This window comes from Fuscovulum blasticum DSM 2131, assembly GCF_003034965.1.
Classification (GTDB): Bacteria; Pseudomonadota; Alphaproteobacteria; order Rhodobacterales; family Rhodobacteraceae; genus Pseudogemmobacter; species Pseudogemmobacter blasticus.
The window spans coordinates 21,746-48,705 of sequence record NZ_PZKE01000012.1; the positions used below are offsets into that span (position 1 = coordinate 21,746).

The following is a 26,960-nucleotide window of genomic DNA, read 5'->3' on the forward strand; positions in this document are numbered from 1 at the left end:
CCCCATGGCCGAAGCGCAAAAGCAGATGAAGATCTCGGATGAGGTCGCCATCGAAATCCGCGGCATGAACAAGTGGTACGGTCAGTTCCACGTTCTGCGCGACATCAACATGACGGTGCAGAAGGGCGAACGGATCGTGATCTGCGGACCGTCCGGGTCGGGCAAGTCGACGCTGATCCGCTGCATCAACCGGCTGGAAGAACACCAGTCCGGCCAGATCGTGGTGGACGGCACCGAGCTGACCTCGGACCTGAAGAACATCGACAAGGTCCGCTCGGAAGTCGGGATGGTGTTCCAGCACTTCAACCTGTTCCCGCATCTGACCATTCTGGAAAACTGCACCCTCGCGCCGATCTGGGTCCGCAAGATCCCGAAGCGCGAGGCGGAAGAGACCGCGATGCACTTCCTGCGCAAGGTCAAGATCCCCGAACAGGCGCACAAGTATCCGGGCCAGCTTTCGGGCGGTCAGCAGCAGCGGGTGGCCATTGCCCGGTCGCTGTGCATGAAGCCGCGGATCATGCTGTTTGACGAACCCACCTCGGCGCTTGACCCCGAGATGATCAAGGAAGTGCTCGACACCATGATCGCGCTGGCCGAGGAAGGCATGACCATGCTTTGCGTGACCCACGAAATGGGCTTTGCCCAGGCCGTGGCAAACCGGGTGATCTTCATGGACCAGGGCCAGATCGTCGAACAGAACGCCCCGAAAGAGTTCTTCTCGAACCCGCAAAGCGAACGGACCAAACTGTTCCTGTCGCAGATTCTGGGGCACTGAACCACGGGCACCTATTCGAATGGCCCGCCTGTTCAGGTGGATAGCCCGTGCAATCCTACTGGCCGTCGCCCTGCTGGCGGCGGCCATTCTGATATTTGTGTTGGCGCCGCGCTTCTGGCTTCATGAGTTCCCTTTCATGGGGGAAACCTTCACACCGGAAAAATGGACCGAGGCTGGAAGTTGCGAGGGTCTGACTGACTACCAGTGCGTCATGAAGGAGAGCGATTGTCCGCGCGGCCCAATGGTGCGCAGCCTGCTGCGGCGGCATCTGAAAGCAGGTACAACGCTTGAAGCGATCGTAGACCTTCTTGGTCCCGCTGGGCACCCAGAAAAGGACGCATCGGGGTGCATGAACTGGTCGCTTGGCATGTGCAGCGGCCTAGGGATTGACTACGATTCCCTGTTCGTCTGCTTTGACGAAACAGATCATCTTATCAAAGCGGGACACGTCCAGCACTGATCCCTTGGTCTGGGTTCATCAGTCAGCCAACCCTCACGCATCAATCTCGCGCGGGACCACGAAATCCACTGGCACACCCTGCCCGAAGCCGACATCCGCCCAACTGTCGATGGCAAAGTCCACCACCAGCGTCGCTCCGGTCGGATAGCGGGTGAAGTCGTGGCTGGGCGGGGTCTTCGACACCAGCCGATGCGCGAATTCCGCGATGCCCGGATTGTGGCCGATCATCATCACCGTATCGGCCTTGCCATGGCGCAGCACGGCCATCATCACATCCGGCCCGGCATGATAAAGCGCGGGCTTCAGTTCCAGCACCGGCGTGCCGGGCAGCGCGGGGGCGATGCCGGAAAATGTCTTGCGGGTGCGCAGGGCATCCGAACACAGCACCTCTTCCGGCACATAGCCGCGGCTGGCCAGCCATTGCCCCAGATCGGCGGCCGCCGCCTTGCCGCGTTCGTTCAGGGGCCGGTCATGGTCGGCCATAGTGGGATCATCCCAGCTTGATTTTGCGTGCCGGGTCAGGATCAGGCGCTTCATCGGTGGAACTGCCTCATATGATAGGCGGACTGTTCCGGCATCCTTGCATAGGTAGCCGAGACCGGGCAAGCGCGCCGCACAAGACAGCCTCCGGTCAGACAGTCGGCCCCGTCCGTATCCAGCCAGCCATGACAGGCCGGCAGGTCATAGCCTGCGGCCCCCAGTGCCCCGGCGGGGCAGGCCGTCCGGCAGGGGGCGGCACAGGTTTCGCAGGGCTGCGCCACCGGCGGCGGCACCGCCACCTCGTCGCGCAGCGCCAGCGCGCCGCGGATGCTGACCAGCATCCCCTGCGAGGCATGGACCAGCAACCGCACCGGGCTGGGCCAGCAGCGCCCCGTGCGCAGCGCCCAAGCGTAGAACGGGTGGTAGGGTGGCCCGCCAAAGGGGAACAGCGCCTTGGCCCCCAGATCGCAGGCCAGCCGCCCCACCACGCGACGCGACCAGCGGTCCACCGGGTCGGGCGCTCCGTCCCATTCCGGCTGGGCCAGCAAATGCGGCCAGAACCCCGGCTCACGCGGACCAAGCAGCAGCACCGTCCGCGTGCCCGGGGGAAAACCCTCTTCCCCCTCGGCCACGGCAAAGCCGCCAAGTATCTCAAGAAACTCCGCCGAAAGGCGGGCGTCCAGATCGGCCGGTGTCACCGCTTCACATGCGGCGTGACGCGCGGCGCAGTCGCGCGGATCTGGCTGCCGGCGCCATGGTCGGTGAACAGTTCCACCAGACAGGCGTTCGGGATGCGCCCATCCAGAATGGTCACCGCACGGGTGCCCTGTTCAATGGCCATCAGCGCGGTTTCGGTCTTGGGAATCATCCCGCCGGAAATCACCCCGTCCGCCGTCATCTGGCGAATCTCGTCCGGCGTGATCTGCGTCATCACCTGACCGCTCGCGTCCTTGACCCCCGGCACATCGGTCAGCAGCAGCAGGCGGTCGGCCTGCAAGGCGCCGGCAATGGCCCCGGCCGCCGTGTCGCCGTTCACGTTGAAGGTCTCGTTGTCCTTCATGCCCGTCGCCACCGGCGCCACCACCGGAATGATCCCGGCGTTGTACAGGTCGCGCAGCACCTGCACGTTCATCTCGACCGGACGGCCGACAAAGCCCAGTTCGGGATCGTCGGCCTCACACACCATCAGGTCGTCGTCCTTGCCGGAAATGCCCACGGCGCGGCCGCCGGCATCCATGATCGCCTGCACGATCCGCTTGTTCACCAGACCCGACAGAATCATCTCGACCACCTGCACGGTGGCCTTGTCCGTCACCCGCTTGCCGCGGACGAATTCCGACTTGATGCCCAGCTTGCCCAGCATGTCGTTGATCATCGGGCCGCCGCCATGCACCACCACCGGATGCACGCCCACCTGCCGCATCAGCACGATGTCGCGGGCGAATTCGGCCATGGCGGCATCATCGCCCATTGCATTGCCCCCGAATTTGACCACCACCACCGCGCCGGAAAACCGCTGCAGATAGGGAAGGGCTTCGGACAACATCTTGGCGGTGGCTTGGGCGTCTTGCATGGTCAGGGTCTGCTGCTTCATCAGGGCCTCCGGGCACTGGCGCCGCATAAGACTTTTCATCCCTTCTGCCAAGCAGGGATTGCCTTTGCCGCGCCGCAGCCTAGGGTTCAGCGCAATCCTGAGGAGTGCGCCGAATGACCGAAACCAAGACCCTGCTGCTGACCGGCGCCTCGCGCGGGATCGGCCACGCAACCGTCAAGCGGTTCGAACGCGAGGACTGGCGCATCCTGACCTGTTCGCGCCAGCCCTTCGATGACCGCTGCCCCTGGCCCGGCGGCCGCGAGGCGCATGTGCAACTGGACCTGGCCTCGCCCGACGCAACCATCGCCGCGATCGAGGAAATCCGCTCGCGCATCGACGGCAAGCTGCACGCGCTGGTCAACAACGCCGGGATTTCGCCGAAAGGGCCGGGCGGCAGCCGGCTGAACACGCTGGACACCGACCTGCGGACCTGGGGACAGGTGTTCCACGTCAACTTCTTCGCCCCCATCATCCTGGCGCGCGGGCTGATGAACGAACTCTCTGCCGCCAAGGGCGCCATCGTGAACGTCACCTCGATTGCCGGCAGCCGGGTTCACCCCTTTGCCGGGGCGGCCTATTCCACCTCAAAGGCGGCGCTGGCGGCGCTGACGCGGGAAATGGCGCATGACTTCGGCCCGCTGGGGGTGCGCGTCAACGCCATTGCCCCGGGCGAGATCGACACCGCGATCCTGTCGCCCGGAACCGACAAGATCGTGGAAAAACTGCCCATGCAGCGGCTTGGCAAGACCTCGGAAGTGGCCGATGCGATCTGGTTCCTGTGTTCGGACCAATCGACCTATATCTCGGGCGCCGAGCTTGAAGTGAACGGCGCCCAGCACGTCTAGGCCGGGTCCAGCGGCGTCATGTCGTCATGGTCGGGCACGGTATAGCGCTCGATCATGCGATGGACACGGGGGAAGCCGGGGCCGCGGTGCAGCTCCATCAGCCGGTCGAAATTGGTGGCATCGGTCGCGGTGCGGCGCTGGTTGTGGCGCAGGTAATCGGTCCAGTTCGCCACATGGTAGCTTTCGACCCAGATGTCGGGGTTTTCCAGATCGCGCATCAGCACCCATTGCCGGGCGCCATCCCGCCGGCGAAAGCGGCGGCGTTCGGCCATCAGGCCCAGGAAGGCCTCGGTCTTGTCGGTTGGAATGTCCCAGTCCACCATCACCATGATAGGCCCGGATCGGGGCTTCAGCTTCAGCCGCAACGCCGGGGCGTTGAAGCGGTTGGCCGGATCAAGGTTCGCTTCCGATAGGGCCGGCATCGGCAGGAAGAACCCGATGGCCCCGCCAAGCGCCAGAAAGGCCGCAGCGGAATACAGCGCGGTGGGAATCGTCGTCGTCTCGGCCAGATGGCCCCAGATCCAGGCCCCCAGCGCCATGCCGCCAAAGGCCAGCGACTGATAGATCGCCAGCGCCCGCCCCACCACCCAGCGGGGCGTGGCAAGCTGGGTCGAGACGTTGAAGTTCGACAGCGCCAGCACCCAGGCCGCGCCGCACAGCATCAGCCCCGGCACGGCGGCAAGGATGCTGTTGGCCAGCGCCAGCACCGTGGTTCCCGCGGCGAAGGCGGCGAAAGACCCGGCCACGATGGTTTCCAGCCGGAACAGCCGCCGGATGGTAGAGCTGGCAAAGGCCCCGCCAATGGCCCCAAGGCCAAAGATGCCCAGCATCAGGCCGAAACTCGTGGCCCCGCCGCCAAGCTGATCGCGCGTGACCAGCGGCAGCAGCGCCATCACCGCCACGGCCCCAAAGCCGAACAGGAAGCCCCGCCCCATCACCAGCACCAGATTGGGCGAATAGGTGACATAGCGCAGCCCGGCCCACATCGCGCTGCCCAGCCGTTCGGCCGGCAGGTTCCGCTCCTCGACCGGCGATTTCCAGCGTACCAGCGCATAGATCACCGCCAGATAGCTGACCGCGTTCAGCGCGAAGGCCGCCGCCGGCCCGGCCGAGGCCACGATCAGCCCGCCAAGCGCCGGCCCCACCGACCGCATCAGATTGAAGCTGACCGAATTCAGCGTCACCGCGGCGGGCAGGTCTTCGCGCGGCACCAGATCGCGCATCGACGCCTGCCACGCCGGCAGGTGCAGCGCGGCGCCCAGCCCGATCAGGAAGGTAAAGGCCAGCAGGCTCCACGGTCCCAGCAGATCGGCCCAGGCGGCCAGCGCCAGCAGGGTGGAAACCGCGCACATGAAGACCTGCGCCAGCAGCATCACCCGGCGGCGGTCGAAATTGTCGGCCACGGCGCCCGAGGCCACCGCCAGCACCATGATCGGCAGCGTGGTCGAGGCCTGCACCAGCGCGACCATCCGCTCGGAATCGGTCAGTTCGGCCATCTGCCAAGCCGCGCCAACCCCCTGCACCAGCGAGCCAAGGTTCGATGCCAGCGTGGCCGTCCAGATCAGACGGAAACTCGGGTGCGACAGGGGCGCAAGGGCGGAACGCGTTTCGGGCGACATGGAAGACATGGGCAACCTTTCAGGCCCCCTTTGTGGCGCAGGTCGCGCCGCCTTTCCAGCCCGGTTGACGCCGGGCCGCCTATTGCAGCGTGGCGACCAGCGCGCGCAGGGTCTCGATCCCCTCGCCCTTTTCGGAACTTGTGACCACGATCTCGGGATAGGCGGCCGGGTGCTTTTGCAGCGCCTGCATCACCTGGGCGATGTTCGCCTCGCGCGTGGCACGGTTCACCTTGTCGGCCTTGGTCATCACCACCTGGAAGGTCACGGCCGCGCGGTCCAGCATCGACAGGATCTCCTCGTCCACCTCCTTGACGCCATGCCGCGTGTCGATCAGCACGAAGGCACGGCGCAGGGTCTGGCGGCCTTGCAGATATTGCTTCAGCAGCGCCTGCCACTTGGCAACGATGGCCACCGGCGCCTCGGCATAGCCATAGCCGGGCAGGTCAACCAGGTAACGGCTGTCGCCTAGGGCGAAATAGTTGATCTCCTGCGTCCGCCCCGGCGTGTTCGACGCGCGGGCCAGATTCTTGCGCCCGGTCAGCGCATTGATCAGGCTGGATTTTCCCACGTTCGACCGGCCGGCAAAGCAGACCTCAAGCCGGTCAGCCGGCGGCAGGCCCGACATGGCGACCACACCCTTGACGAAATCGACCGGGCCGGCGAACAGCAGCCGCCCGGCCTCGCGGGCCTCGTCCTCGGGTTCGGGGGCAAGCGAAAAGGCAAGGGTCATGGCAAAAGCTCCACCCGGTCATCGCGGGCAATGGGGCCGGGGTCGATGACCACGGCGAAAACTCCGAAATCCTGCGCGCCAACCACCTGCCGCAGCGCGGCCAGCGTATCGGCATCAACGCGGCCGGTGGCGGGGTTCACGGTCGTGGCCTTGCAGCGCCCCACCCGTTCGCGCACCTCAAGCACGGCACCGCCAATGCGCAGCCGGCGGCCGATCCAGTCGAACTCGGCCCAGGCGGGCACACCATCCAGCCAGAGGTTGCCACGCCAGCGATGGATCGACAGATCCACCCCCATATGCGCCGACAGGGCAGCGTTCGAGGCAAGGCTCTTGATCGAGACGCTGGCGAAGGGCGTGTCGGTCATCGCCGCATCGGGCGCCCGCACCAGCGCGACCGGGCGGAACTGGTCTTGCGGGCTGATCGGCGCGATCCAGTCGATCAGCCGCGCGCCTTCCGTTTCGGGGCGAAAGGTCAGGGGCGGAAGCTCCGGGTGGGTCAGCGAAATCACGCCCGACACCGGATCGAACCGCGCCTCGATGGCCATCAGGCTGGCCGTGCGCGCCCCCCGCTGGAAATTGCCGCAGGACACCCAGGCCGGCGCCGCGCTGTCGAATTTCGACACCGCATGTGCCACGGCCCAGTACCTGTCCCACGGCAGCGCCGCCCCCGCCGAAAGCACAACGGACGCGAGTTCCTCGCGTCCGTGAGCCTTGATCGGGTGGCGGAAGATATGCGCCAGTCGCCCTGTCATTTCTTCCGTCCGCCGCCCTTGGGCGGAGATTTCGCCACCGGCTTCGGCGTTGCCTCTTTCGGGGCCGGCTTGGCGGCGGCCTTGGCCGGCGGGGGCGTCACGGTGGCCACCGCCACCGCCTCTTTCTTGCGGAAGCCTGACTTGATGTTGCCGAACAGGTCAGGCTTGTGGCCGTGGCTGCGCATGATCAGGTATTGCTGGGTGAAGGTGATCAGGTTGTTGGTGATCCAGTAGACCACCAGACCGCTGGCGAAGCCGCCAAGCATGAACATGAACACCCAGGGCATCCAGGCAAAGATCTGCTGCTGCACCGGATCGGCGGGCGCCGGGTTCAGCTTCTGTTGCAGCCACATGGTGATGCCCAGCAGGATGGGCAGCACACCGATGAAGATCGTCGCCATCAGCGTGCCCGGCGTGGGCGAAGCCCAGGGAAGCAGGCCGAACAGGTTGTAGATGGATGAGGTGTCGGGCGCCGACAGGTCGCGAAGCCAGCCAAAAAACGGCGCGTGGCGCAGTTCGATGGTGACGAAGATCACCTTGTACAGGCTGAAGAAGATCGGGATCTGGATCAGGATCGGCAGACAGCCCGCCGCCGGGTTCACCTTCTTGTCCTTGTAAAGCTGCAGCGTTTCGCGCTGCAACCGCTGCTTGTCGTCACCGGCGCGCAGCTTGATCGCCTCCATCTCGGGCTGAAGTTCCTTCATCCGCGCCATCGAGACATAGGACTTGTAGGCCAGCGGCAGCACGATCAGCTTCAGCACGAAGGTCAGCGCGATGATGGCCAGACCCATGTTGCCGATCAGCCCGTGCAGCCAGTGCAGCACCTGGAAGATCGGCTTGGTCAGGAAATAGAACCAGCCCCAGTCGATGGAATCGATGAACCCGGGAATACCGGCCTCATTCTGATAGGCGCGGATCACTTCCCATTCCTTGGCCCCCGCGAACAGGCGGGTGCTGTTCGTGATGCTTTCGCCCGGCGCCACGCTGACGGCGGGCTGGCGCACCTCGGCCTGGTAGATGTCGGATTGCGCGACGTGCTTGGTCACCTGGGTGAAGGGCTTGCCCTGTTCCGGCACCAGGATCGTCATCCAGTAATGGTCGGTAAACCCGATCCAGCCGTCGCCCGTCGATTCCACGATCTCGGTCGCGGCAGCCTCGGCCGGGTTGGCGTCCAGCTTGACCACGTCCTTGTAGCGGGTCTCTTCCAGGGTGCCATCTGTGCGGCGCACCGCGCCTTCGTGGATGACAAAGAAGTTCTGCATCTTCGGCAGGCCGTGGCGCGCAACAATGCCATAGGGCGACAGTTGCACCGGCGCGGCGCCGGAGTTCTTCACCGTGTCGGTCACGGTGAAGAGATAGTTTTCATCCACCTGGAATTCGCGCAGGAAGGTCAGGCCCTTGCCATTGTCCCATGACAGGGTGGCCGGCTGGCCGGGCGCCAGCGTCGCGCCCTTGGCGATGGTCCATTCGGTGCGGGCATCGGGCACCTCACCGGCGGCAAGGCCCGAAACGGGCAGCCAGCCGAACACGGCATAATAGGGATGCTCTTCCCCGACCGGCGACAGAAGCCGCACGATGGGCGAGCCCGGGTCCAGCGTCTCGGGGTATTTCTTCAGCAGCAGATCGTCGATACGCGCGCCCTTCATCGAGATCGAGCCCTGCAGTTCGGGCGTGTCGATGCTCAGCCGGGGCGATTCCGGCACGGCGGTCGCCACATCGGCGCCCGCCGCAGCGGCGGCAGGGGCCCCCGGCACCGCCGGCGTTGCAGCGCTGCCTTCCGGGGCGGCCTGCGTGGCCGTGGCCGGATCGGGCGCAACCACCGGCTCGGGCGGCGGGAACAGCACGAACCAGACCATGATGACCAGAAAGCTGAGCACCGTGGCGAGGATCAGATTCTTGTTGTTGTTGTCGCCCATCTGGACACCGCCAAGCGTGAAGGAAGGATCGGCGCTGTTCAACAGAAGGGGGCGGCAAAGGTCAAGCGGTTTCGCCCCTCATCGGCGGGGCACAATCGCGCAGCGGGGCGATTTCCGGCTCGAATCCGCGGGAAATCCGGCCTTGCAGCCCCTAGCCACCCGCCATCCCCCCGCCCTGCAATCCGATCCGCGGCAGGCGGTCCTGCCGGTTCCGATGCCGGGCGATCCAGTCGGTCGCCTCGTCCAGCGGCATGGGCCGGGCCAGGCCAAAGCCCTGCACATGGCCGCAGCCCAGTTGCGACAGCATTGCATGTTCCCCTGCCGTCTCAACCCCTTCGGCCAGCGTCTGAAGGTCCAGCCGGTCGGCCAGCGAGACAATGGCCGAAACCATCCGCTGCTGATCGCGGTCCTGATCGACACGGGTCACGAAGCTGCGGTCGATCTTCAGCCGGCGCACGGCAAAGCGGCGCAGCGTCGAAAGGGCCGCATTGCCGGTACCGAAATCATCAAGGTCGATGCCGCAGCCCAGCCGGGCAAGCTGGGCGATGTTGGACACGATCATGTCATTGTCAGTCCGCGCCACCACCGTTTCCAGGATTTCAACCGTCAGCCGCTCGGGCGGCAGGTCGAACCGATCCAGCTCCCACCGGATGCGGTCGGGAAGGCGCGGGTTGCGCAGTTCCTCTGCCGAGAAGTTGACCGAGACCGAAGGCACCCGCAGACCGGCCCTGTCCCAGCCCACCAGCGCGGTCAGCGCCTGGAACAGCATCACCTCGCCCAGCCGTTCGCCAAGATCATTGCCTTCCAGCGCGGGCAGGAAATCGGCAGGGCAAAGGCAGCCGCGTTCGGGGTGATGCCAGCGGGCAAGCGCCTCAACACCCGAGATTTCGCCAGTGTCGGTGCAGATCTGCGGCTGGAAATACGGGCGGATCTGGCCCGTCTCAAGCGCGGTTTCCAGATCGTCGCGCAGCGCATCGCGCGCGGCCCTTCCTTGCGCCATATCGGCGGACCAGGCCCGGATGCCGCCCGGCCCGTGGCGAAACGCCTCCTCGGCGGCGGTCTGGGCCGCATCCAGCAGCGCCTTGCCGTTCGGCTCCGGGGACCGGCCCCCCGGGCAGAACCCGATAGAGGCGCTGATGTGAACCTGCACGCCCCCCAGCGAAACTGGCGTGGTGATGGCGGCCTGCAACCGCGCGCTCATCTGCACCAGCGTTTCCAGATCCAGCCGCCGCACCGGCGCCAGCACCACGGCAATGGCCGATCCCTGCAAGGCGGCGACCAGATCGCCCGTGCGCAGGGCACCGCGGATACGGCCGGTGGTGCGCGCCACCACCTCGGCCTGGGCGGCGCGACCGTGCCGGTCAAGCAGCGTGTCAAGATCATCAAACTGAATCACCAGACAGGCCGTTGTCCGGCCCGACTGGTCGATCCGGGGCAGGATACGGTCCATCGCCGCGATGGCCTGGCTGACGGATGTGGTGCCGTCACCGTCTGCCTGCGGGGGCGGGCGTCCGGTAAGGGCGGGGCCGCCGATCGCAAACAGCAGCGGCAGACCAAGCGCCAGCGCCAGAAGCACGGATTCGCCGCCCAGCCAGAACCCGGCCAGCGTCATGGCCGGCAGGAACACCACCAGTTCCGGGCGGCGCACCCAGGTGAACGCCCGAAGCACCCGTTGCGCGGCCTGCGGGAACCGCAGATTCGACATCTGGCCGTCCTTTCCCCTGACGCGCGCCACCGGGGCGCCCGCAATCCGGGCCAGTAAGACCAAAAGGGTTGATCGCTTCGTTAATCCGGCAGGCGAAGTTGTTTCGGATTTTCCGTATCGCCCGGCAGGCCAAGCGCCAGCGCGGCGAAATCGAACAGCGCCGGGTCGGCCAGATGCGACGGCCGCACGTTCATCAGCGCGCGGAACATCACCTGCCGCCGGCCGGGGCTGCGGGTTTCCCAGTCATCCAGCAGTTTCTTGACCTGCGCGCGTTGCAGGCCTTCCTGGCTGCCGCACAGATCGCAGGGGATGATGGGGTAGTTCATGGCACGGGCGAAACGGTCGCAATCCACCTCGGGCACAAAGGCCAGCGGGCGGGCCAGGAACAGATCGCCCTCTTCGTTCACCAGCCGCGGCGGCATGGAGGCCAGCCGCCCGCCGTGGAACAGGTTCATGAAGAAGGTTTCCAGAATGTCATCGCGATGATGGCCCAGCACCACCGTGCTGCACCCTTCCTCGCGCGCGATGCGGTACAGGTTGCCGCGCCGCAGCCGCGAACACAGGCTGCACATCGTGCCCCCCGGCGCGATCTTCGAGGTCACCACCGAATAGGTATCCTGATACTCAATCCGGTGTGGCACGCCCATCCGCGTCAGAAACTCGGGCAGCACGGTGGCCGGAAACCCCGGCTGGCCCTGATCCAGATTGCAGGCCAGCAGATCCACCGGCAGCAGGCCGCGCCATTTCAGCTCGGTCAGCACCGCCAGCAGGGTATAGCTGTCCTTGCCGCCCGACAGGCAGACCAGCCAGCGGTCGCCGGGGCGGACCATGCCATAGGTCTCGATCGCCTCGCGCACGTTCTGCACCAGCCGCTTGCGCAGCTTGCGGAACTCGGTCGATTTGGGGGCCCCGTGAAACAGCGGGTGAATATCGTCCGAAAGCTCATCGTCCAGCATGGCGGCTCCTGCGGGGGTCTCGCGCCCCTTAGGGCGCGGGCGGGGCTTGCGTCAAGAACCGCCCTGCCGGCGGCTGCGCAGCTTGGCGAAATAGTCGATCCGCTTCTTCAGCTCACGCTCGAAGCCGCGTTCGGGCGGGGTGTATAGCACCGGCCGCTTCATGCCTTCGGGGAAATAGTCCTGCCCCGAGAAGCTGTCCTCGGCGTCGTGGTCATAGGCATAGCCGGACCCATAGCCGATGTCCTTCATCAGCCGGGTCGGCGCGTTCAATATGTGGCGGGGCGGCATCTGGCTGCCGGTCTCGCGGGCCAGCGCGCGGGCCGCCTTGTAGGCGGTATAGACCGCGTTCGACTTGGGCGCGAGTGCCAGGTAGACCACCGCCTGCGCCAGCGCCAGCTCGCCTTCGGGGCTGCCCAGACGTTCATACGTTTGCCAGCCCTGCAGGCATACGTCCTGTGCCTGCGGATCAGCCAGCCCGATATCCTCAACCGCCATGCGGGTGATGCGGCGGGCCAGAAAACGCGGGTCTTCGCCGCCCTCCAACATCCGCGCAAACCAGTAGAGCGCGGCATCAGGATCGCTGCCGCGCACCGATTTGTGCAAGGCCGAGATCAGGTTGTAATGCTCATCGCCCGACTTGTCATACCGCGCGGCGCGGCGCATCAGCCGCCGGGCCAGTTCGTCGCGGTCGAGGTGATGATCCAGCCGCCAGGCCGCCACCTGTTCGATCAGGTTCAGAAGCGCCCGGCCATCCCCATCGGCCATTTCCAGCATCGCCTCGCGCGCCTCGCCCTTCAGCGGCAGGGCACGGCCCAGTTCCTTTTCCGCCCGCTGCGCCAGCCGTTCCAGATCAGCCAGATCAAGCCGTTCCAGCACGATCACCTGCGCCCGGCTCAGAAGTGCCGCGTTCAGTTCGAAACTGGGGTTTTCGGTGGTGGCCCCGACCAGAAGGATGGTGCCATCCTCCATATGCGGCAGGAATCCGTCTTGCTGGGCCTTGTTGAAGCGGTGGATTTCATCGACGAACAGCAGCGTCCCCTGCCCGTTCTGCCGCCGGATCTTCGCCTGCTCGAACACCTTTTTCAGATCGGGCACGCCGGTGAAGATGGCGCTGATCTGCACGAAGGCCAGATCGGTTTCCGCCGCCAGCAGCCGCGCGATGGTGGTCTTGCCCACCCCCGGCGGCCCCCACAGGATCAGCGAGGACAGCGACCGCGCCGCCAGCATGGCCCCCAGGGGGCCATCGGGCGACAGCACCGACTCCTGCCCGATTACCTCGGCCAGCGACTTGGGCCGCAGCCTGTCGGCCAGCGGGCGGGGCGCATCTTGCCGGGGTGCGTTTGCGGTGTCGAACAGGTCTGCCATGGCGGCAGTCTAGGCCCCGGCGCCGGGAATCTAAAGCCGGAAGCGCAGGCGCAAGGTCTGGCCGCCGCGGATCAGGTCGATCTGCCAGCGCCGGGCCTGTTCGCGGCTGGCGGCAAGCGCCTCGTCCGGGGTGGTGACCATCTGGCCGTTCAGCGCCACCAGAATATCACCGGGCCGCAGCCCCACGTCACGGGCAACCCCATCAACCGCGGTGACCGCCACGCCGCTGGCGCCCAGCGGAAGGCCCAGTTCGGCCATCACGGCCGGGTTGATCCGCGCCAGGGTTGCCCCTTGCAGGACCACCTCTTCCGTCACCGTGACCGCCTGCCGGTCCGGCGTATCGGGTGGGGGGCCCAGCGTGACCGAGGTGGTGGCCTCAACGCCCTTGTGCAGATAGCGCACTTCTTGCGGGCCGCTTCCCAGAACCGCCAGCCGGAACATGAATTCCTGCGGCGTGTTGATGGCGGCCCCACCCAGCGACAGCACCACGTCGCCTTCCACCAGGCCGGCGGTGGCAAAGGGGCTTTGCGGGTGCAGGGTTGTGACAAGCACCCCCAGCGGACGGTCCATTCCCAGCGCTTCGGACAGGCTGCCGTCCACCTCTTGCCCGCCGATGCCGGCCCAGGGGCGGTTGAACTGCGTGGCACCGGCCTTGGCCTGTTCCACCACCCTCGCCACCAGCGCCGAGGGGATGGCAAACCCGATCCCGTTCGATCCACCGTCACGGGTGACGATGGCGGTGTTGATGCCGATCAGCCGGCCGGCCATGTCGACCAACGCCCCGCCCGAATTGCCGGGGTTGATGGGCGCATCGGTCTGCACGAAATAGCCCGTCCCGTCGCCCACCTGCAGCGCCGAGCGGGCGAGGCCGGACACGATGCCCGAACTGACGGTCTGCCCCACGCCAAACGGGTTGCCGATCGCCAGCACAAGGTCGCCCACCTGCAGCGCCTCGCTGTCGCCCAACGTCAGCGCGGGCAGCGGCTCGTCCGTGGTCAATTTCAGCACCGCAAGGTCGATCTGCGGATCTCCCAGCAGCACGGTTGCAGCATATTCGCGGCGGTCGGCCAGAACGACCCGGATGTCGGTGGCATCGGCCACGACATGATAATTCGAGACGACGATCCCGTCCTCGGACACGATCACGCCCGAGCCCAGCGAATTCTGCACCCGCGGTTTCGTTGCGCCGAATTCCTCAAAGAACTGGTCAAAGAACGGATCACCGGCAAAGGGGCTGACGCGGTCCTGCACAACCTGCCGGGCATAGATGTTCACGACGGATGGCGCCGTTCCCTTCACCACCGGCGCAAAGGACAGGGCAATTTCGCCCGCGCTGGACGGCACCGCCGTTTCGGCCAGGGCCGACAGGGGCAGAACGGTGGCCAGCGCCAGGGCCGGCAGAAGAAGACGCTTCATTGGACGGTTCCCGAATGATCTGGCGTTGCGGCGCACAGTTTTCACGCGCGACGGGCGATCATGCAACAGCCCAACCGACACATTCGCGTGCTTGGGCAAAGATGGGGCCTTCCCACCGGGAAGGCCCCGTTCGAACCCCACCTGACCACCCCTGGTCAATGCAGCTTGGTCGCCATCGAGATCGAGACGCAGACCGAGTTCATGCCCCCGGTATCCATCACCGGACCGACAGGCACGCAATCAAGCCCCACCCGCCGCGCCAGCCGGGGGCTGTGCTCGGGGATGATGCCAAGAAGCGTGGTGGCGCCCAGACTGCGGGCAGAAACCACCATCTCGTGGATAAGCTGCATCTGCACCCGCAGCCTTTCGGCCGCCGGAACAGCATCGGACACGAACACCCGGCTCGATTCCCAGATGTAGGGATCGACGGGCGCCTCGAAGTTCAACAGATCCCGCGGGATGGTTTCCAGCAGGCCCAGTTGGGCATCGCGGATCATGTAACTGTAAACACCACAGCGATGGATCGTGGGCGTCAGCCGCACCCCCGCCATCACCTCGCCATGCCGGTGCACCGCAACCCAGCGGCTGGCCGGCGTGTCGTACTGGTCAAACTCCATGCCGTCCGCCTGCGGCAAGTCCCACTTGTTATGCTGGATGAACGTCCGGTGGCGGGCCCGGAACATATTGGCGAAAAGCTGCCCGTGATTGTGAAGGTTCTCATACGAGAGGGTCGTAACTTCCATTGCCTTTCTCCTTCTCAGGTGGGTGGGTAAACCTTTGAAGGGGAACGGCCCCGGTCAGAGCAGTCTGTACTCCCGTGCCTTACGGATGGCCTCCGACGTGGTGCGCGCCTCAAGCCGCGTTCGCGCCGACTGGAGGCGCGCCTTGAAGGCGCTTTCCGTGATCCCGAGCTTTTCCGCCGCTGCCGAGTGCCGATCCCCGTCCGCGACGCATTTCAGCGCCTCGATCTGGGCCTTCGACAGGTCCGATGGCGGCTTGGCGGCAACATGGAGCTGAATGGTCAGCTCTCGCAGGGTTTCAAGCTCGTCATCGGTGAACTCGCGATCGGCGCGGGCGACACCCACAATGGACCGCGAGGTGATCGGACCATAAGAAGAGACCGCGCCGTAGCTGAGCCCATGAGCCGCGGCCTTTTTCAACACACCAAACGGGTCCGGCAAGGGGATCGAGCTCCATCGCGTCGTTCCCTCGACACCGATGCCCCAGAACACAAGCGGGTCGCGCAAGTAATAGGAATGAAGGTTGTAGTGTTCGACCCAACGCGCCGGATATGAGCTTTTGTAGACCATCGGCGTGGCAAACCGGATATGCAATCCGACCGAATACCCCATGGGAGCAAGCTGTTCGAGCTCATCCAACAAAACGCTTACGACCTTCCGCTCGGACATTCTGCACCACTTCCAGAATCCCGCGATTCTACCTGTGATTGATTGTCACCGCGGGAGTTACGATATCAAGAAAATTTGCCCGACCTGCCGGCCGACGCCACGCTTGCCCTGCGTTACAAACAGAAAAAAGCCCGCCGGGAAAGCGGGCTTTTGCATCTTTCGGGTGAAATGCCTTATTCGGCGTCTTGCGCCTCAAGGCGGGTCAGATCCGCCGCGCCCTTGGCGCTGGTGTCGCGATCAACGAATTCGATGATCGCCATCGGGGCCATGTCGCCATAGCGGAAGCCGGCTTTCAGCACGCGCACATAGCCGCCCTGACGGTCCTTGTAGCGCGGGCCGAGAATGGCGAACAGACGCTCGACATACTGGTCCTGCTTCAGTTGCGCCGCGGCCTGACGGCGGGCGTGCAGATCACCGCGCTTGGCCAGGGTGACCAGCTTTTCGATGATCGGACGCAGTTCCTTGGCCTTCGGCAGGGTGGTCTTGATCTGCTCGTGCTCGATCAGCGAGCCGGCCATGTTGGCGAACATCGCCTTGCGGTGTTCGTGGGTGCGGTTCAGTTTGCGGTAGCCGCTAGAGTGACGCATGGAAATCTCCTATTCGCGCGTTTTGCTTTGTCCGGCAGGGCCTACGATTGACCCGCTCACCTTGGGCTTTCGCCATGTTTTCCCCGGCAGATCCGGGCATTTGTCGAATGGGGTGCGCTGACGCGCACCCCGAAAGCTCAGAACTGGTCTTCGAAACGCTTCGCCAGATCCTCGATGTTCTCCGGCGGCCAGTCCTCGACATCCATGCCAAGGTGCAGACCCATGCCCGAGAGCACTTCCTTGATCTCGTTCAGAGACTTGCGGCCGAAGTTCGGGGTGCGCAGCATCTCGGCTTCGGTCTTCTGGATCAGGTCGCCGATATAGACGATGTTGTCGTTCTTCAGGCAGTTGGCCGAACGGACCGAAAGCTCCAGCTCGTCCACCTTCTTCAGCAGCAGCGGGTTGAACTCCAGACCCGCATCCACTTCGCCGGCCTTGGCCGACTCGGGTTCTTCGAAGTTGACGAAGATCGAGAGCTGATCCTGCAGGATACGCGCGGCATAGGCCACGGCATCCTCGGGCGTCAGGCTGCCGTCGGTTTCCACCTTCATCGTCAGCTTGTCATAGTCCAGCACCTGGCCCTCACGGGTGGGCTGCACTTCGTAGCTGACCTTCTTCACCGGCGAATAGATCGCGTCGATCGGGATCAGGCCGATCGGCGCATCTTCCGGGCGGTTCTTGTCGGCCGAGACATAGCCCTTGCCGGTCGAAACCGTCAGTTCCATGAACACATCCGCACCCTCATCAAGGTGGCAGATCACATGGTCCTTGTTCAGAACCTCGATCCCGTTCGATTCCGAAATCGCGGCGGCAGTCACGACGCCCGGCCCCTTGGCCGAGATCGACAGGCGCTTCGGCCCCTCGACATCCATCTTCAGCGCCACGCCCTTCAGGTTCAGGACGATGTCGGTCACATCCTCACGGACGCCCGCCACCGACGAGAATTCGTGCAGCACGTTGTCGATCTGCACGCTGGTGATGGCCGCGCCCTGCAGCGAGCTGAGCAGCACACGACGCAGCGCATTGCCCAGCGTCAGACCGAAGCCGCGTTCCAGCGGTTCGGCGATCACGGTGGCGACCCGTGCCGGGTCTGCCCCCGCCTTGACGACAAGCTGCGTCGGCTTGATCAGTTCCTGCCAATTCTTGTGGATCATGGACTAGCCTCCATTCCTGCCTGCACCCCCATGGTCCGATGGGGTGGGGCGCCCGAGGGTCTTTCAAAACGTGAACCGGGCCACGCGAAACGCATGGCCCGGCAGTATTTCCAATACGTCAGACGCGACGGCGCTTCGGCGGACGGCAGCCGTTGTGCGCCAGCGGCGTCACATCGCGAATCGAGGTGATCTGGAAGCCGACGGCAGCCAGCGCACGCAGCGCCGATTCACGGCCCGAACCGGGGCCCTGCACTTCAACTTCCAGCGTCTTCACACCATGTTCCTGCGCCTTGCGGCCGGCGTCTTCGGCGGCCATCTGGGCGGCATAGGGCGTCGACTTGCGGCTGCCCTTGAAGCCCATCGTGCCAGCGGACGACCACGAGATGGCGTTGCCCTGCACGTCAGAGATCAGGATTTTGGTGTTGTTGAACGAGCTGTTCACATGCGCCACACCCGTGGCGATGTTCTTGCGTTCCTTGCGCTTGGTGCGCGCGGCGGCGGCCTTGGGATCACGTGCCATTGTCTCGCGCTCCTCTTATTTCTTCTTGCCAGCGATGGGTTTCGCCGGGCCCTTGCGGGTGCGGGCGTTCGTATGGGTGCGCTGACCGCGGACCGGCAGGCCCTTGCGGTGGCGCAGACCACGGTAGCAGCCCAGGTCCATCAGCCGCTTGATGTTCATGCTGACTTCACGGCGCAGGTCGCCTTCGACGGTGAGGTTCGCGTCGATGTATTCGCGGATCGACAGCACTTCGGCGTCGGTCAGCTGGTTCACGCGGCGGGCGCGGTCGATGTTCAGCGCGGCGCAGATCGCCTCGGCGCTGTGGGCACCGATGCCGGTGATGTACTGAAGCGCGATCGGAACCCGCTTCTGGGTGGGGATATTGACGCCAGCGATACGTGCCACGCCGTCTTTCCTTTCGTTGCGGTTCCGTCCTGCCAGAACCTTTTTTCACAACCGCCCCGGGCACAGCCGCCCCGGACAACGATCTTCCCGCGAACGGGAAACCACGACACGGGCGATTCCGCATCGGGACGCCGTGCAATATGGGCTTTTGCCACGCCCGTCAAGGGCGACAGGCGGCATTTTCAAGCCTTGTCAAGAACTTTCGCAATGGCCGCTGCAACAGCGTCCATTTCTGCCAGGCCGTCGACCGGGCAAAGCTGCCCCTTAGCATAATAGTAGCCAATCAGCGGCGAGGTTTTCTTGTAGTATTCCATCAGGCGGGTTTTCAGCGCCTCTTCGGTGTCGTCGGCGCGGCGCTTCATCTGATGCCCGCCACAGACGTCACAGGTGCCGGGCACCTTGGTCGGCCGGGTGTCGTCATGATAAACGGCGCCGCAGGTGCCGCAGGTATAGCGCCCGGTGATCCGGCGGACCAGCGCGGTATCATCGACCTGCATCTCGATCACGGCATCCAGCTTCTGGCCGATCTGCGCCAGCAAGGCCTCCAGCGCATCGGCCTGCTTCAGCGTGCGGGGAAAGCCGTCGAAGATGAAACCGCCCCCGGCACCCTTCTCCAGCTTTTCCTGGATCAGGCCGATGACCACCTCGTCGGTGACCAGCTCGCCGCGGTCCATGATCGCGGCGACGCGCTTGCCCATTTCGGTGCCGCTGGCCATGGCGTCGCGCAGCATGTCGCCGGTCGAAAGCTGCACCATCTGCCGCGTCTCTTCCAGACGCTTTGCCTGCGTGCCCTTGCCCGCGCCCGGCGGGCCAAGAAGGATGATGTTCTTGGCCATGGTGTCAGCGACGGGCGGGGGCTTTGGCGGCCCCACGGCGTTTGCCGCGAAGCTGCGATTTCTCGATCAGGGCTTCATACTGGTGGGCCAGCAGATGCGACTGCACCTGGTTGATCGTGTCCATCGTCACCGACACCACGATCAGCACCGAAGTCCCGCCAAAGTAGAACGGCACACCAACCTTGGAAATCAGGATCTCGGGCAGAAGACAGACCGCCGCCAGATAGGCCGACCCCAGCACAAGAATACGGTCAACCACATATTCCAGGTATTCCTCGGTCTTCTTGCCGGGACGGATACCGGGAATGAAACCGCCTTGTGTCTTCAGGTTCTCGGCCACCTCATCGGTCTTGAAGCTGACGTTCGTGGTGTAGAAGTAGCTGAAGAACACGATCAGCGCGGCCAGGAAAACCAGATGAAGCGGCTGCCCATAGCCCAGATAGGCGCTGATGAACGACAGGACCGGATTGGTGCCCTGCCCCGAGAAGGTGCTGAGCGTGGTCGGCAGCAGAAGGATGGACGAGGCAAAGATCGCCGGGATGACGCCCGCCGGATTGACCTTGATCGGCAGATGCGACGAGCCGCCATCATAGACCTTCATGCCCACCTGACGGCGGGGATACTGGATATGGATCTTGCGCAGCGCGCGTTCCATGAACACGACGAAGGTGATCACGGCGATGACCATCAGGATGATCCCAAGGATCACCGGCGTGGACAATGCGCCCGACCGGCCCTGCGCCAGGAACTGCGCGATGGCGCGCGGAATTTCCGCAACGATGCCGACGAAGATGATCAGCGAGATGCCGTTGCCGATACCGCGGCTGGTGATCTGTTCGCCCAGCCACATCAGGAACATCGTGCCGCCGACCAGGGTGATCACGCAGGAAAGCGTGAAGAACAGCCCGGGCGTATGGGCCAGATCGCCGGCCTGGATCGACATGGCAATGCCGTAGGACTGGAAGATCGCCAGCGCCACCGTGCCATAACGGGTGTACTGGTTCAGCTTCTTGCGCCCCTGCTCACCCTCTTTCTTCAGTTGCTGCCACGGGCCGTACATGGTGCCCAGAAGCTGCACGATGATCGAGGCGCTGATATAGGGCATGATCCCCAGCGCGAAGATACCCATCCGGCTGATCGCGCCGCCGGTGAACATGTTCAACATGCCGCCGATGCCCTGACCGGCCTTCTGCATGAACTCGCGCAGCGCATCGCCGTCGATGCCCGGAACCGGGATATAGGTGCCAAGCCGATAGACGATCAGAAGTCCGATCGTGAAGAAGATCCGGCTGCGAAGATCGGTTGCCTTGCCAAGCGTGCCCCAGGAGAGGTTCGCTGCCATCTGTTCTGCGGCGGATGCCATAAGGTGCCCTTTTGCATGGACAACGCCGCCGGAACCGTTTTCCGGTCCGGCGGCGCGCTGGAAAACTGGGGATGATGTAAGCGACGCAAGCGCCGCTCACAACCTCTTATTCAGCGGAAGCCGCAACCGTGATGCTGCCGCCCGCGGCCTTGACCGCTTCGATGGCAGAGGCCGAGGCGCCGGTGACCTTGAGGGTGATCTTGGTCTTGATCTCGCCCTTTGCGAGAATACGGATGCCGTCGCGCTTGTCCGAGGTGAGGCCGGCCGCAACCAGTGCGTCTTCAGTGATCTCTTCCTTGGCGTTCAGCTTGCCGGCGGCGATGAACTTCTCGATCAGGCCAAGGTTCACGACGGCAAAGTCCAGACGGTTCGGCTTGGTGAAGCCGCGCTTCGGCAGGCGGCGGTACAGCGGCATCTGGCCGCCTTCGTAGCCACCCAGAGCCACGCCCGAACGGGACTTCTGACCCTTGATCCCGCGGCCGGCGGTCTTGCCCTTGCCCGAACCCGGGCCGCGCGCGACGCGCTTCTTCTTGCGGGCAGCACCTTCGTTGTCACGAAGTTCATTCAGTTTCATGTCGCATCTCCTTGGCCGGAAGGGCCCCGCCTGCGACGGATGGAGCCAACTCGGCATTTCTTGTTGATTCTCGCAGCCCTTTCGGGCCACCGCGGGCCCTTACACCCTTGGCCCCCGTCAGGCAAGCAAGTTGAGGTGTCCGGCGGTGGGTGGCCCGGTTGCCGTGCGCGGCGGATGCCTGCCTTTCGCGCAGGTTGCAAGGGAAATCACAGTCGCTGCCGGAAAAGGCGCCCCGAAAACGTGCCCTAGGGATAGCGGTTTGCAGGCGGCTTTCCGCTATATTTTCCCGGCCGGTCAGCAAAGTGCTGCTTCCCCGCCACAAGATGAGCTACTCGCGCAAACCCCTTGGAAAATACGGGTTTTCCACACAGCATCCCTGTGCTAGCGTGAGTGTCGGCAGAAATGAGGCCCCGCCAACAGGGGCCCGATACAGGCAAAGGGATAGGCGACGTGGTATCGCTGATCGGGCGGGGACTCCGCATCCTTTCTATTTTCGTGGCGCTTCTGGCGATGCCCTTGGCAATGCCGGTCAGCGCGGCCCCCTATGCCGCCATCGTGATGGATGCGCGCACCGGGGAAACGCTTTACGCAAAAAACGCCGACACGAGGCTGCACCCGGCCTCGCTGACCAAGATGATGACGCTGTATATCGCGTTCCAGGAAATCGAGGCGGGCCGGCTGTCGCTGGACACCATGGTCACCGTTTCCAAGAATGCGGCGGCACAGCCGCCGTCGCGGCTGGGGCTGAAGGCCGGACAGAAGATCGCCATGCGCTACCTGATCCGCGCCGCGGCCATCAAGTCGGCCAACGATGCCGCCATGGCGATTGGCGAACACATCGGCGGGTCGCAGGCGGCCTTTGCCAAGCGGATGACCAAGACGGCCCGCGCGCTGGGGATGAAGAATACCACCTTCAAGAACCCCAACGGCCTGACCGCCGACGGCCACCTGTCCACGGCCCGCGACATGAACGTGCTTGGCCGGCATCTGTTCTATGATTTCCCGCAGTATTATGGCATCTTCTCGCGCCGCACCGCCGATGCGGGCCTTGCCACGGTGACCAACACGAACAGCCGTTTTCTGGACGGCTACGAAGGCGCCGACGGCATCAAGACCGGCTATACCGGCGCCGCCGGCTTCAACCTGACCGCCAGCGCCAAGCGCGGCAACAAGCGCATCATTGCCACCATCTTCGGCGGCACCTCGACCGCGCAGCGCAATGCCAAGATGGTTGAGCTGATGAACATGGGCTTTGGCATGGCCAAGGGCAACGTGCGCGAGAAGGCGCCGGAAGCGGCCCCCGTGCCGGCGGATGCGCTGGTGGCCACGGCCAATCCGGCGATTGACGAACCCGATGTCGAAGGCGGCGCCGCCAAGACCATTCGTGTTTCGGGCGAAGTGATCCGGTCGGTCCGTCCGAAGGCGCGGCCAGGCGCGGGCAACACCGATGCGGGCGTGGCCATGGCCGCCGCCGAACCGGCGCCCGAACCCCCGGCACCCGAAGTGCCCGATTCGGTTTCGGCCGCCATTGCCGCAAGCGTGGCAAGCGCGCTGGCCGAGGCGACCTCGGCCCCCGAAGGAACGCTGGACGCACAGGCACAAGCCCTGGCTGTTGCAGCCGAAGACGGTGCAGCCCCGGATCTTGACGCCGAAGACACCGCGGTTGCACTGGCTGAAGTGCCCCCGGCCCCCGCCGCCCCTGCCCCGGCTGCGGGCACGCTCGAGGCGCAGGCCGCAGCCTTGGCTGCGGGCGCGGCGCCTGCCGAAACCCCCGCCCCTGCCGAAGGCACGCTTGAGGCTCAGGCGGCGGCGCTGGCCGCAGCCCCGGCTGCCGTTGCCGAACCGGCCCTGCCGACCGTGCGGCCGCAGGCCCGCCCCGAGAAACTGGCGGCAGCCCCGGCAGCCCAGCCCGAGGCAGAGGTTGTGGCCGAGGCCGAAACCGTTCTGGAACAGGTCGTGCCCATGGCCGACGCCGCGCCGGCGCCGGTTGAGCTGGCAGCGGTGGCCCCGGCGCCCGCGATGCCCGCCGCCAAGGTGACCGCTGTCGAAACGGTTTCCGCCCGCGCCAGCGACCTGCCCGAAACAACCGAAGCGCCGGTCACCCGCAAGGCGCCGATCTTCGATCCGGTGCAGGTGGCGGCCGCCGAACCGGCCCAGACCGAGGCGGAAGCCGATGCCGATCTGGTGGTGATTGCCAAATCCACCTCGGGCGGGGCGCATTGGGGTGTGAACGTCGGCGCCTTCACCTCGCGCGCCGAGGCGGAGCGGGCGCTGATGAAAACCGCCCTGGCCGAAAGCGCCACGCTGAAAGGTGGCCTGAAGAAGACCACCCAGAAGGGCGGCGCCTGGCGGGCCTCGTTTCTGGGGCTGACCGAGGATCAGGCCGATCTGGCCTGCCGCCGGCTGCGCGCCCGGGGCATGGAATGTGAAGCGATGGGTCCGGGCTGATGGGATTCGTGCTGCCGCCGCCGGCCCCGCCGTCGGTGGCCATCGCAGGGTCGGACGACCGTTTCGCCGTGCGGCGCATCTATTGCGTGGGCCGCAACTATGCCGAACACGCCCGCGAGTTCGGCAATGATCCCGACCGCGACCCGCCGTTCTTCTTTCTGAAGCCGGCCGATGCGGTGGTGGACAGCGGATCGACGCTACCCTACCCGCCCGCGACCGCCGATCTTCATTACGAGGCCGAGCTGGTTGTTGCCCTGGGCGGTGGCGGGGCGGACGTGCCGGAGGCGGCGGCGCTGGCGCTGGTCTGGGGCTGTGCCGCCGGCAATGACCTGACCCGCCGCGACCTGCAGGCCGAAGCCAAGGCGATGCGGCGGCCCTGGGACATGTCCAAGGGATTCGACGCTTCGGCCATTGTCGGGCCGCTGCGGCGCGGGCCGGTGCCCGAGGGGCACATCCGCGGCCTGCTGAACGGCACGGTCCGGCAAGAGGCGAAGCTGTCCGACATGATCTGGCCGGTGGCGGGGGTGATCGCGCATCTGTCGCGGCTGGTGACTCTGGCGCCCGGCGACCTGATCTTTACCGGCACGCCCGCCGGCGTGGGCGCGATGCAGCGCGGCGACAGCTTCAGCGTGGAAATCGACGGGCTGGCGCCTGCGGTTGTCACCATCGGCTGACCGGCTCAGGGCCGGGGCTTGTCGTCCCAGTCCTTGGTCAGGATGCGGTTGGCATCGCCTTCCATATCGTCGAACTGGCGGTGCCGCATCGCCCAGACAAAGGCCACAAGGCCGATGCCGCCCAGAAACAGCGACACAGGGATCAGGATGCCCAGAATTTCCATTACTTCAGCCTCAAGGCGTTGAGCGAGACCGTGATCGAGGACAGCGACATCGCCAGGGCCGCGGCCAGCGGCGTGGCGCTGCCGATCAGGGCCAGCGGCACCGCCACCACGTTGTAGCCGCCCGAGATCATGAAATTCTCGACCATCCGGCGCACCGCCTGACGGCTGATGCGCAGCGCATCGGCGATGGGGGCCATGTCCTGCCCCAACAGCACGATGTCTGATGCCACGCGGGCCGCATCCAGCGCGGTGGCGGGGCTGATCGAGACATGGGCGGCGGCCAGCGCGGCGGTGTCGTTCAGCCCGTCACCCACCATCAGAACCTTGGCCCCATCGGCCGACAGCGCGGCAATCCGGGCGGCCTTTTCGGCGGGCAGCATGGCGGATTGCCATTCGGCAATGCCCAGACGGCCGGCCAGCGCGGCCACCGCCGCCTCGGTATCGCCGGACAGCAGAATGACCCTGCGCCCCTGCGCCTTGAGCGCGGCCATCACCTCGGCCGCACCGGGGCGCAGGCGGTCGGCAAAGGTATAGGCGCGGGGCTTTTCACCTTCGCCGGTGCAAAGATAGGTGGCGGTCACCGGCAGGCCTTCGCCATTGCACCATTCAGCCCGGCCAAGGCGAACCTTGCGACCCTTCCATTCGCCTTCGATGCCATAGCCGGGCACTTCGCGGATCTGGTCCACGCGGGCGGGTTTCAGGCCGCGCGCCCGCGCCGCTTCGGCCAGCGCCAGCGCCAGCGGGTGGGACGAGGCCCCGGCCAGCGCCAGCGCGACTTCGGTCGCGGTATCAGGATGATCGGCCAGATTGGTGGCCTCGGGCGTGCCAAGGGTCAGGGTGCCGGTCTTGTCGAAGCAGACCGTGTCCACCTCCGCCAGACGTTCCAGCGCATTGCCCTGCTTGATCAGCAGACCCTTGCGGAACAGCCGGCCGCTGGCCGCCGTGACCACGGCGGGAACCGCCAGCCCCAGCGCGCAGGGGCAGGTGATGATCAGAACCGCAGCCGAGATATTGATGGAATAGCGCAGGTCGCCGCCCGTCTTCCACATCCAAAAGCCGAAGGCGGAAAAGGACAAGAGATGCACCAGCGGCGAATACAGCGCCGAAGCCCGTTCGGCGAGGCTGGTGTAGCGGGTCTTGGCGCTTTCGGCGACGGCCACCAGATCGGCCATGCGGTGCAGGCTGGAATCCTTGCCCGCGGCGGTAACACGCAAGGTCAGCGGGCCGGTCAGGTTGACCTCGCCCGCGCTGACGGCGCTGCCCTCGCCCGCCCAGACGGGCAGGCTTTCCCCGGTCAGAACACTGCGGTCCACCTCAGAGGTGCCCTCGACCACGATCCCGTCCACCGGCATCCGGCCGCCGGGACGCACCAGAACCAGATCGCCGGCGGCAACCTCGGCAATCGGCTTGGGCACCTCGGCCCCGTCGATCAGCACGATGGCGCGCGGCACTTCCAGCGCGGCCAGTTCCTGCGCCGCCGACCGGGCGATGGCACGGGTGCGGTGGTCAAGATAGCGGCCCAGAAGCAGAAAGAAGCACAGCATCACGGCCGCATCGAAATAGGCGTGATGGCCGGAATAGATGGTCTCGAACAACGAGATGGACGAGGCCAGGATCAGGGCCAGGCTGATCGGCACATCCATGCCCAGCCGCCCGACCCGCAACGAAGCCCAGGCCGACTTGAAGAAGGGCTGCCCCGAGAACACCACCGTGGGCAACGCGATGGCCGCGGAAATCCAGTGGAACAGGTCGCGGGTCACACCTTCGGCGCCCGACCAGACGGCGACGGATAGCAGCATGACGTTCATCATGCTGAAGAAAGCCACCCCCAGCCGCATCAGCAGATCACGGGCCTGCCTGTCGGTTTCGGTGGTTGACAGAAGGCCGGGGTCCAGTTCGTGCGCCTCATAGCCCACGGACCGCAGCACCTCGATCATCTGCGGCACGGTCACCTGCGGGTCGGCATCCACGGACAGCCGCCGGAGCGACAGGTTCAGCCGCGCAGACCGGACACCGGGCACCGCTTCGGCGGCATGTTCGACCGTGGAAATGCAGGCCGCGCAATGGGCGGCCGGCACCGACAGCATCAGCCGCGCGTGGCCTGCCGCCGCGGCCGAGGCCGCGATGCGTTCTGCTGACGGGGCGGCCACGCAGGCCGGGCAGGCCGACAGCCCGCCCGAAACTTCGGCCGTGCTTCCGGTGTCAGCCTCGATCCGCCCCTCGGCCACGGCCAT

The 26,960-nt window shown here is 65.5% G+C and carries 27 protein-coding genes; 5 read left to right on the forward strand and 22 right to left on the reverse strand.

Going from position 1 to position 26,960, the window contains the following annotated elements; all coding sequences use genetic code 11:
* Positions 1 to 4 precede the first annotated feature (4 nt).
* Together C5F44_RS12645 and C5F44_RS12650 are read left to right on the forward strand one after the other, a co-directional pair.
* A complete protein-coding gene (locus C5F44_RS12645) occupies positions 5 to 775 on the forward strand; it encodes an amino acid ABC transporter ATP-binding protein (protein ID WP_164681913.1) in 771 nt (256 codons plus the stop codon).
* A 19-nt stretch (positions 776 to 794) separates the two neighbouring features.
* The gene (locus C5F44_RS12650; RefSeq protein WP_107673902.1) at positions 795 to 1,235 is read left to right on the forward strand and encodes a hypothetical protein; all 441 of its coding nucleotides are present in this window, start codon (positions 795 to 797) and stop codon (positions 1,233 to 1,235) included.
* Between the two features lie 33 nt (positions 1,236 to 1,268).
* On the opposite strand, the gene C5F44_RS12655 is transcribed toward C5F44_RS12650, so the two are convergent.
* Genes C5F44_RS12655 through argB form a run of 3 tightly spaced genes read right to left on the reverse strand, consistent with a single transcriptional unit; the run spans position 1,269 to position 3,288 of the window.
* The gene (locus C5F44_RS12655) at positions 1,269 to 1,772 is read right to left on the reverse strand and encodes a SixA phosphatase family protein (RefSeq protein WP_107673903.1); all 504 of its coding nucleotides are present in this window, start codon (positions 1,770 to 1,772) and stop codon (positions 1,269 to 1,271) included.
* Positions 1,769 to 2,413 (reverse strand): ferredoxin, encoded by a 645-nt coding sequence (locus tag C5F44_RS12660; RefSeq protein ID WP_107673904.1) that lies wholly within the window; start codon positions 2,411 to 2,413, stop codon positions 1,769 to 1,771. Before C5F44_RS12660 ends, C5F44_RS12655 begins: the two co-directional genes overlap by 4 nt.
* Positions 2,410 to 3,288, reverse strand: a complete 879-nt coding sequence (gene argB, locus C5F44_RS12665; protein WP_107673988.1) for an acetylglutamate kinase — start codon at positions 3,286 to 3,288, stop codon at positions 2,410 to 2,412. Before argB ends, C5F44_RS12660 begins: the two co-directional genes overlap by 4 nt.
* 134 nt (positions 3,289 to 3,422) lie before the next feature.
* Here argB and C5F44_RS12670 point away from each other — a divergent pair, with 134 nt between their 5' ends.
* On the forward strand, positions 3,423 to 4,154 hold the full coding sequence (locus tag C5F44_RS12670) for an SDR family NAD(P)-dependent oxidoreductase (protein WP_107673905.1): 732 nt from the start codon (positions 3,423 to 3,425) through the stop codon (positions 4,152 to 4,154).
* Here the strand turns inward: C5F44_RS12670 and C5F44_RS12675 are convergent.
* The 17 genes from C5F44_RS12675 to rplO all read right to left on the reverse strand — a co-directional run bounded on the left by C5F44_RS12675 (position 4,151) and on the right by rplO (position 21,440).
* A complete protein-coding gene (locus C5F44_RS12675; protein ID WP_107673906.1) occupies positions 4,151 to 5,773 on the reverse strand; it encodes an MFS transporter in 1,623 nt (540 codons plus the stop codon). The two genes, C5F44_RS12670 and C5F44_RS12675, sit on opposite strands and share 4 nt — an antisense overlap.
* Before the next feature lie 79 nt (positions 5,774 to 5,852).
* Positions 5,853 to 6,503, reverse strand: coding sequence for a ribosome biogenesis GTP-binding protein YihA/YsxC (gene yihA / locus C5F44_RS12680; RefSeq protein ID WP_107673907.1), 651 nt, complete (start codon positions 6,501 to 6,503; stop codon positions 5,853 to 5,855).
* A complete protein-coding gene (locus tag C5F44_RS12685) occupies positions 6,500 to 7,255 on the reverse strand; it encodes an MOSC domain-containing protein (protein ID WP_107673908.1) in 756 nt (251 codons plus the stop codon). The genes yihA and C5F44_RS12685 overlap by 4 nt, the downstream gene beginning before the upstream one ends.
* Positions 7,252 to 9,171, reverse strand: a complete 1,920-nt coding sequence (gene yidC, locus C5F44_RS12690) for a membrane protein insertase YidC (protein WP_107673989.1) — start codon at positions 9,169 to 9,171, stop codon at positions 7,252 to 7,254. The genes C5F44_RS12685 and yidC overlap by 4 nt, the downstream gene beginning before the upstream one ends.
* A 151-nt stretch (positions 9,172 to 9,322) precedes the next feature.
* A complete protein-coding gene (locus tag C5F44_RS12695) occupies positions 9,323 to 10,876 on the reverse strand; it encodes a putative bifunctional diguanylate cyclase/phosphodiesterase (protein ID WP_107673909.1) in 1,554 nt (517 codons plus the stop codon).
* Between the two features lie 80 nt (positions 10,877 to 10,956).
* Positions 10,957 to 11,832, reverse strand: coding sequence for a tRNA 2-thiocytidine(32) synthetase TtcA (gene ttcA / locus C5F44_RS12700; protein WP_107673910.1), 876 nt, complete (start codon positions 11,830 to 11,832; stop codon positions 10,957 to 10,959).
* Between the two features lie 51 nt (positions 11,833 to 11,883).
* On the reverse strand, positions 11,884 to 13,197 hold the full coding sequence (locus C5F44_RS12705; protein ID WP_107673911.1) for a replication-associated recombination protein A: 1,314 nt from the start codon (positions 13,195 to 13,197) through the stop codon (positions 11,884 to 11,886).
* Positions 13,198 to 13,227: 30 nt separating this feature from the next.
* A complete protein-coding gene (locus C5F44_RS12710; RefSeq protein WP_107673912.1) occupies positions 13,228 to 14,613 on the reverse strand; it encodes a trypsin-like peptidase domain-containing protein in 1,386 nt (461 codons plus the stop codon).
* A gap of 155 nt (positions 14,614 to 14,768) precedes the next feature.
* Complete coding sequence (locus C5F44_RS12715; protein ID WP_107673913.1) at positions 14,769 to 15,356, reverse strand: acyl-homoserine-lactone synthase; 588 nt, start codon at positions 15,354 to 15,356, stop codon at positions 14,769 to 14,771.
* Positions 15,357 to 15,410: 54 nt separating this feature from the next.
* Positions 15,411 to 16,022 carry an autoinducer binding domain-containing protein gene (locus C5F44_RS12720; protein WP_107673914.1) on the reverse strand — a complete coding sequence of 204 codons (612 nt, stop codon included), beginning with the start codon at positions 16,020 to 16,022 and terminating at the stop codon, positions 15,411 to 15,413.
* A 173-nt stretch (positions 16,023 to 16,195) separates the two neighbouring features.
* Positions 16,196 to 16,609, reverse strand: a complete 414-nt coding sequence (gene rplQ / locus C5F44_RS12725; protein WP_107673915.1) for a 50S ribosomal protein L17 — start codon at positions 16,607 to 16,609, stop codon at positions 16,196 to 16,198.
* 137 nt (positions 16,610 to 16,746) lie between these two features.
* Positions 16,747 to 17,763, reverse strand: coding sequence for a DNA-directed RNA polymerase subunit alpha (locus tag C5F44_RS12730; protein WP_107673916.1), 1,017 nt, complete (start codon positions 17,761 to 17,763; stop codon positions 16,747 to 16,749).
* A gap of 118 nt (positions 17,764 to 17,881) precedes the next feature.
* Positions 17,882 to 18,283 carry a 30S ribosomal protein S11 gene (rpsK, locus tag C5F44_RS12735; protein ID WP_107673917.1) on the reverse strand — a complete coding sequence of 134 codons (402 nt, stop codon included), beginning with the start codon at positions 18,281 to 18,283 and terminating at the stop codon, positions 17,882 to 17,884.
* 15 nt (positions 18,284 to 18,298) lie between these two features.
* Positions 18,299 to 18,667, reverse strand: a complete 369-nt coding sequence (gene rpsM / locus C5F44_RS12740) for a 30S ribosomal protein S13 (RefSeq protein ID WP_107673918.1) — start codon at positions 18,665 to 18,667, stop codon at positions 18,299 to 18,301.
* Positions 18,668 to 18,849: 182 nt separating this feature from the next.
* Complete coding sequence (locus tag C5F44_RS12745) at positions 18,850 to 19,503, reverse strand: adenylate kinase (RefSeq protein ID WP_107673919.1); 654 nt, start codon at positions 19,501 to 19,503, stop codon at positions 18,850 to 18,852.
* Between the two features lie 4 nt (positions 19,504 to 19,507).
* Positions 19,508 to 20,866 carry a preprotein translocase subunit SecY gene (gene secY, locus C5F44_RS12750; protein ID WP_107673920.1) on the reverse strand — a complete coding sequence of 453 codons (1,359 nt, stop codon included), beginning with the start codon at positions 20,864 to 20,866 and terminating at the stop codon, positions 19,508 to 19,510.
* 106 nt (positions 20,867 to 20,972) lie between these two features.
* The gene (gene rplO, locus C5F44_RS12755; RefSeq protein WP_107673921.1) at positions 20,973 to 21,440 is read right to left on the reverse strand and encodes a 50S ribosomal protein L15; all 468 of its coding nucleotides are present in this window, start codon (positions 21,438 to 21,440) and stop codon (positions 20,973 to 20,975) included.
* A 510-nt stretch (positions 21,441 to 21,950) separates the two neighbouring features.
* Between rplO and C5F44_RS12760 the strand changes: the two genes are divergently transcribed.
* Together C5F44_RS12760 and C5F44_RS12765 are read left to right on the forward strand one after the other, a co-directional pair.
* Entirely contained in the window at positions 21,951 to 23,888 is a 1,938-nt protein-coding gene (locus tag C5F44_RS12760) for a D-alanyl-D-alanine carboxypeptidase family protein (RefSeq protein WP_235822629.1), read from the forward strand.
* A complete protein-coding gene (locus tag C5F44_RS12765) occupies positions 23,888 to 24,562 on the forward strand; it encodes a fumarylacetoacetate hydrolase family protein (protein WP_107673923.1) in 675 nt (224 codons plus the stop codon). The genes C5F44_RS12760 and C5F44_RS12765 overlap by 1 nt, the downstream gene beginning before the upstream one ends.
* A 5-nt stretch (positions 24,563 to 24,567) precedes the next feature.
* Here the strand turns inward: C5F44_RS12765 and ccoS are convergent, their stop codons facing one another.
* Both ccoS and C5F44_RS12775 read right to left on the reverse strand, forming a co-directional pair.
* Complete coding sequence (ccoS, locus tag C5F44_RS12770) at positions 24,568 to 24,726, reverse strand: cbb3-type cytochrome oxidase assembly protein CcoS (RefSeq protein ID WP_107673924.1); 159 nt, start codon at positions 24,724 to 24,726, stop codon at positions 24,568 to 24,570.
* Positions 24,726 to 26,960: a heavy metal translocating P-type ATPase gene (locus C5F44_RS12775; protein ID WP_107673925.1), complete on the reverse strand. Its 2,235-nt coding sequence runs from the start codon at positions 26,958 to 26,960 to the stop codon at positions 24,726 to 24,728. Before C5F44_RS12775 ends, ccoS begins: the two co-directional genes overlap by 1 nt.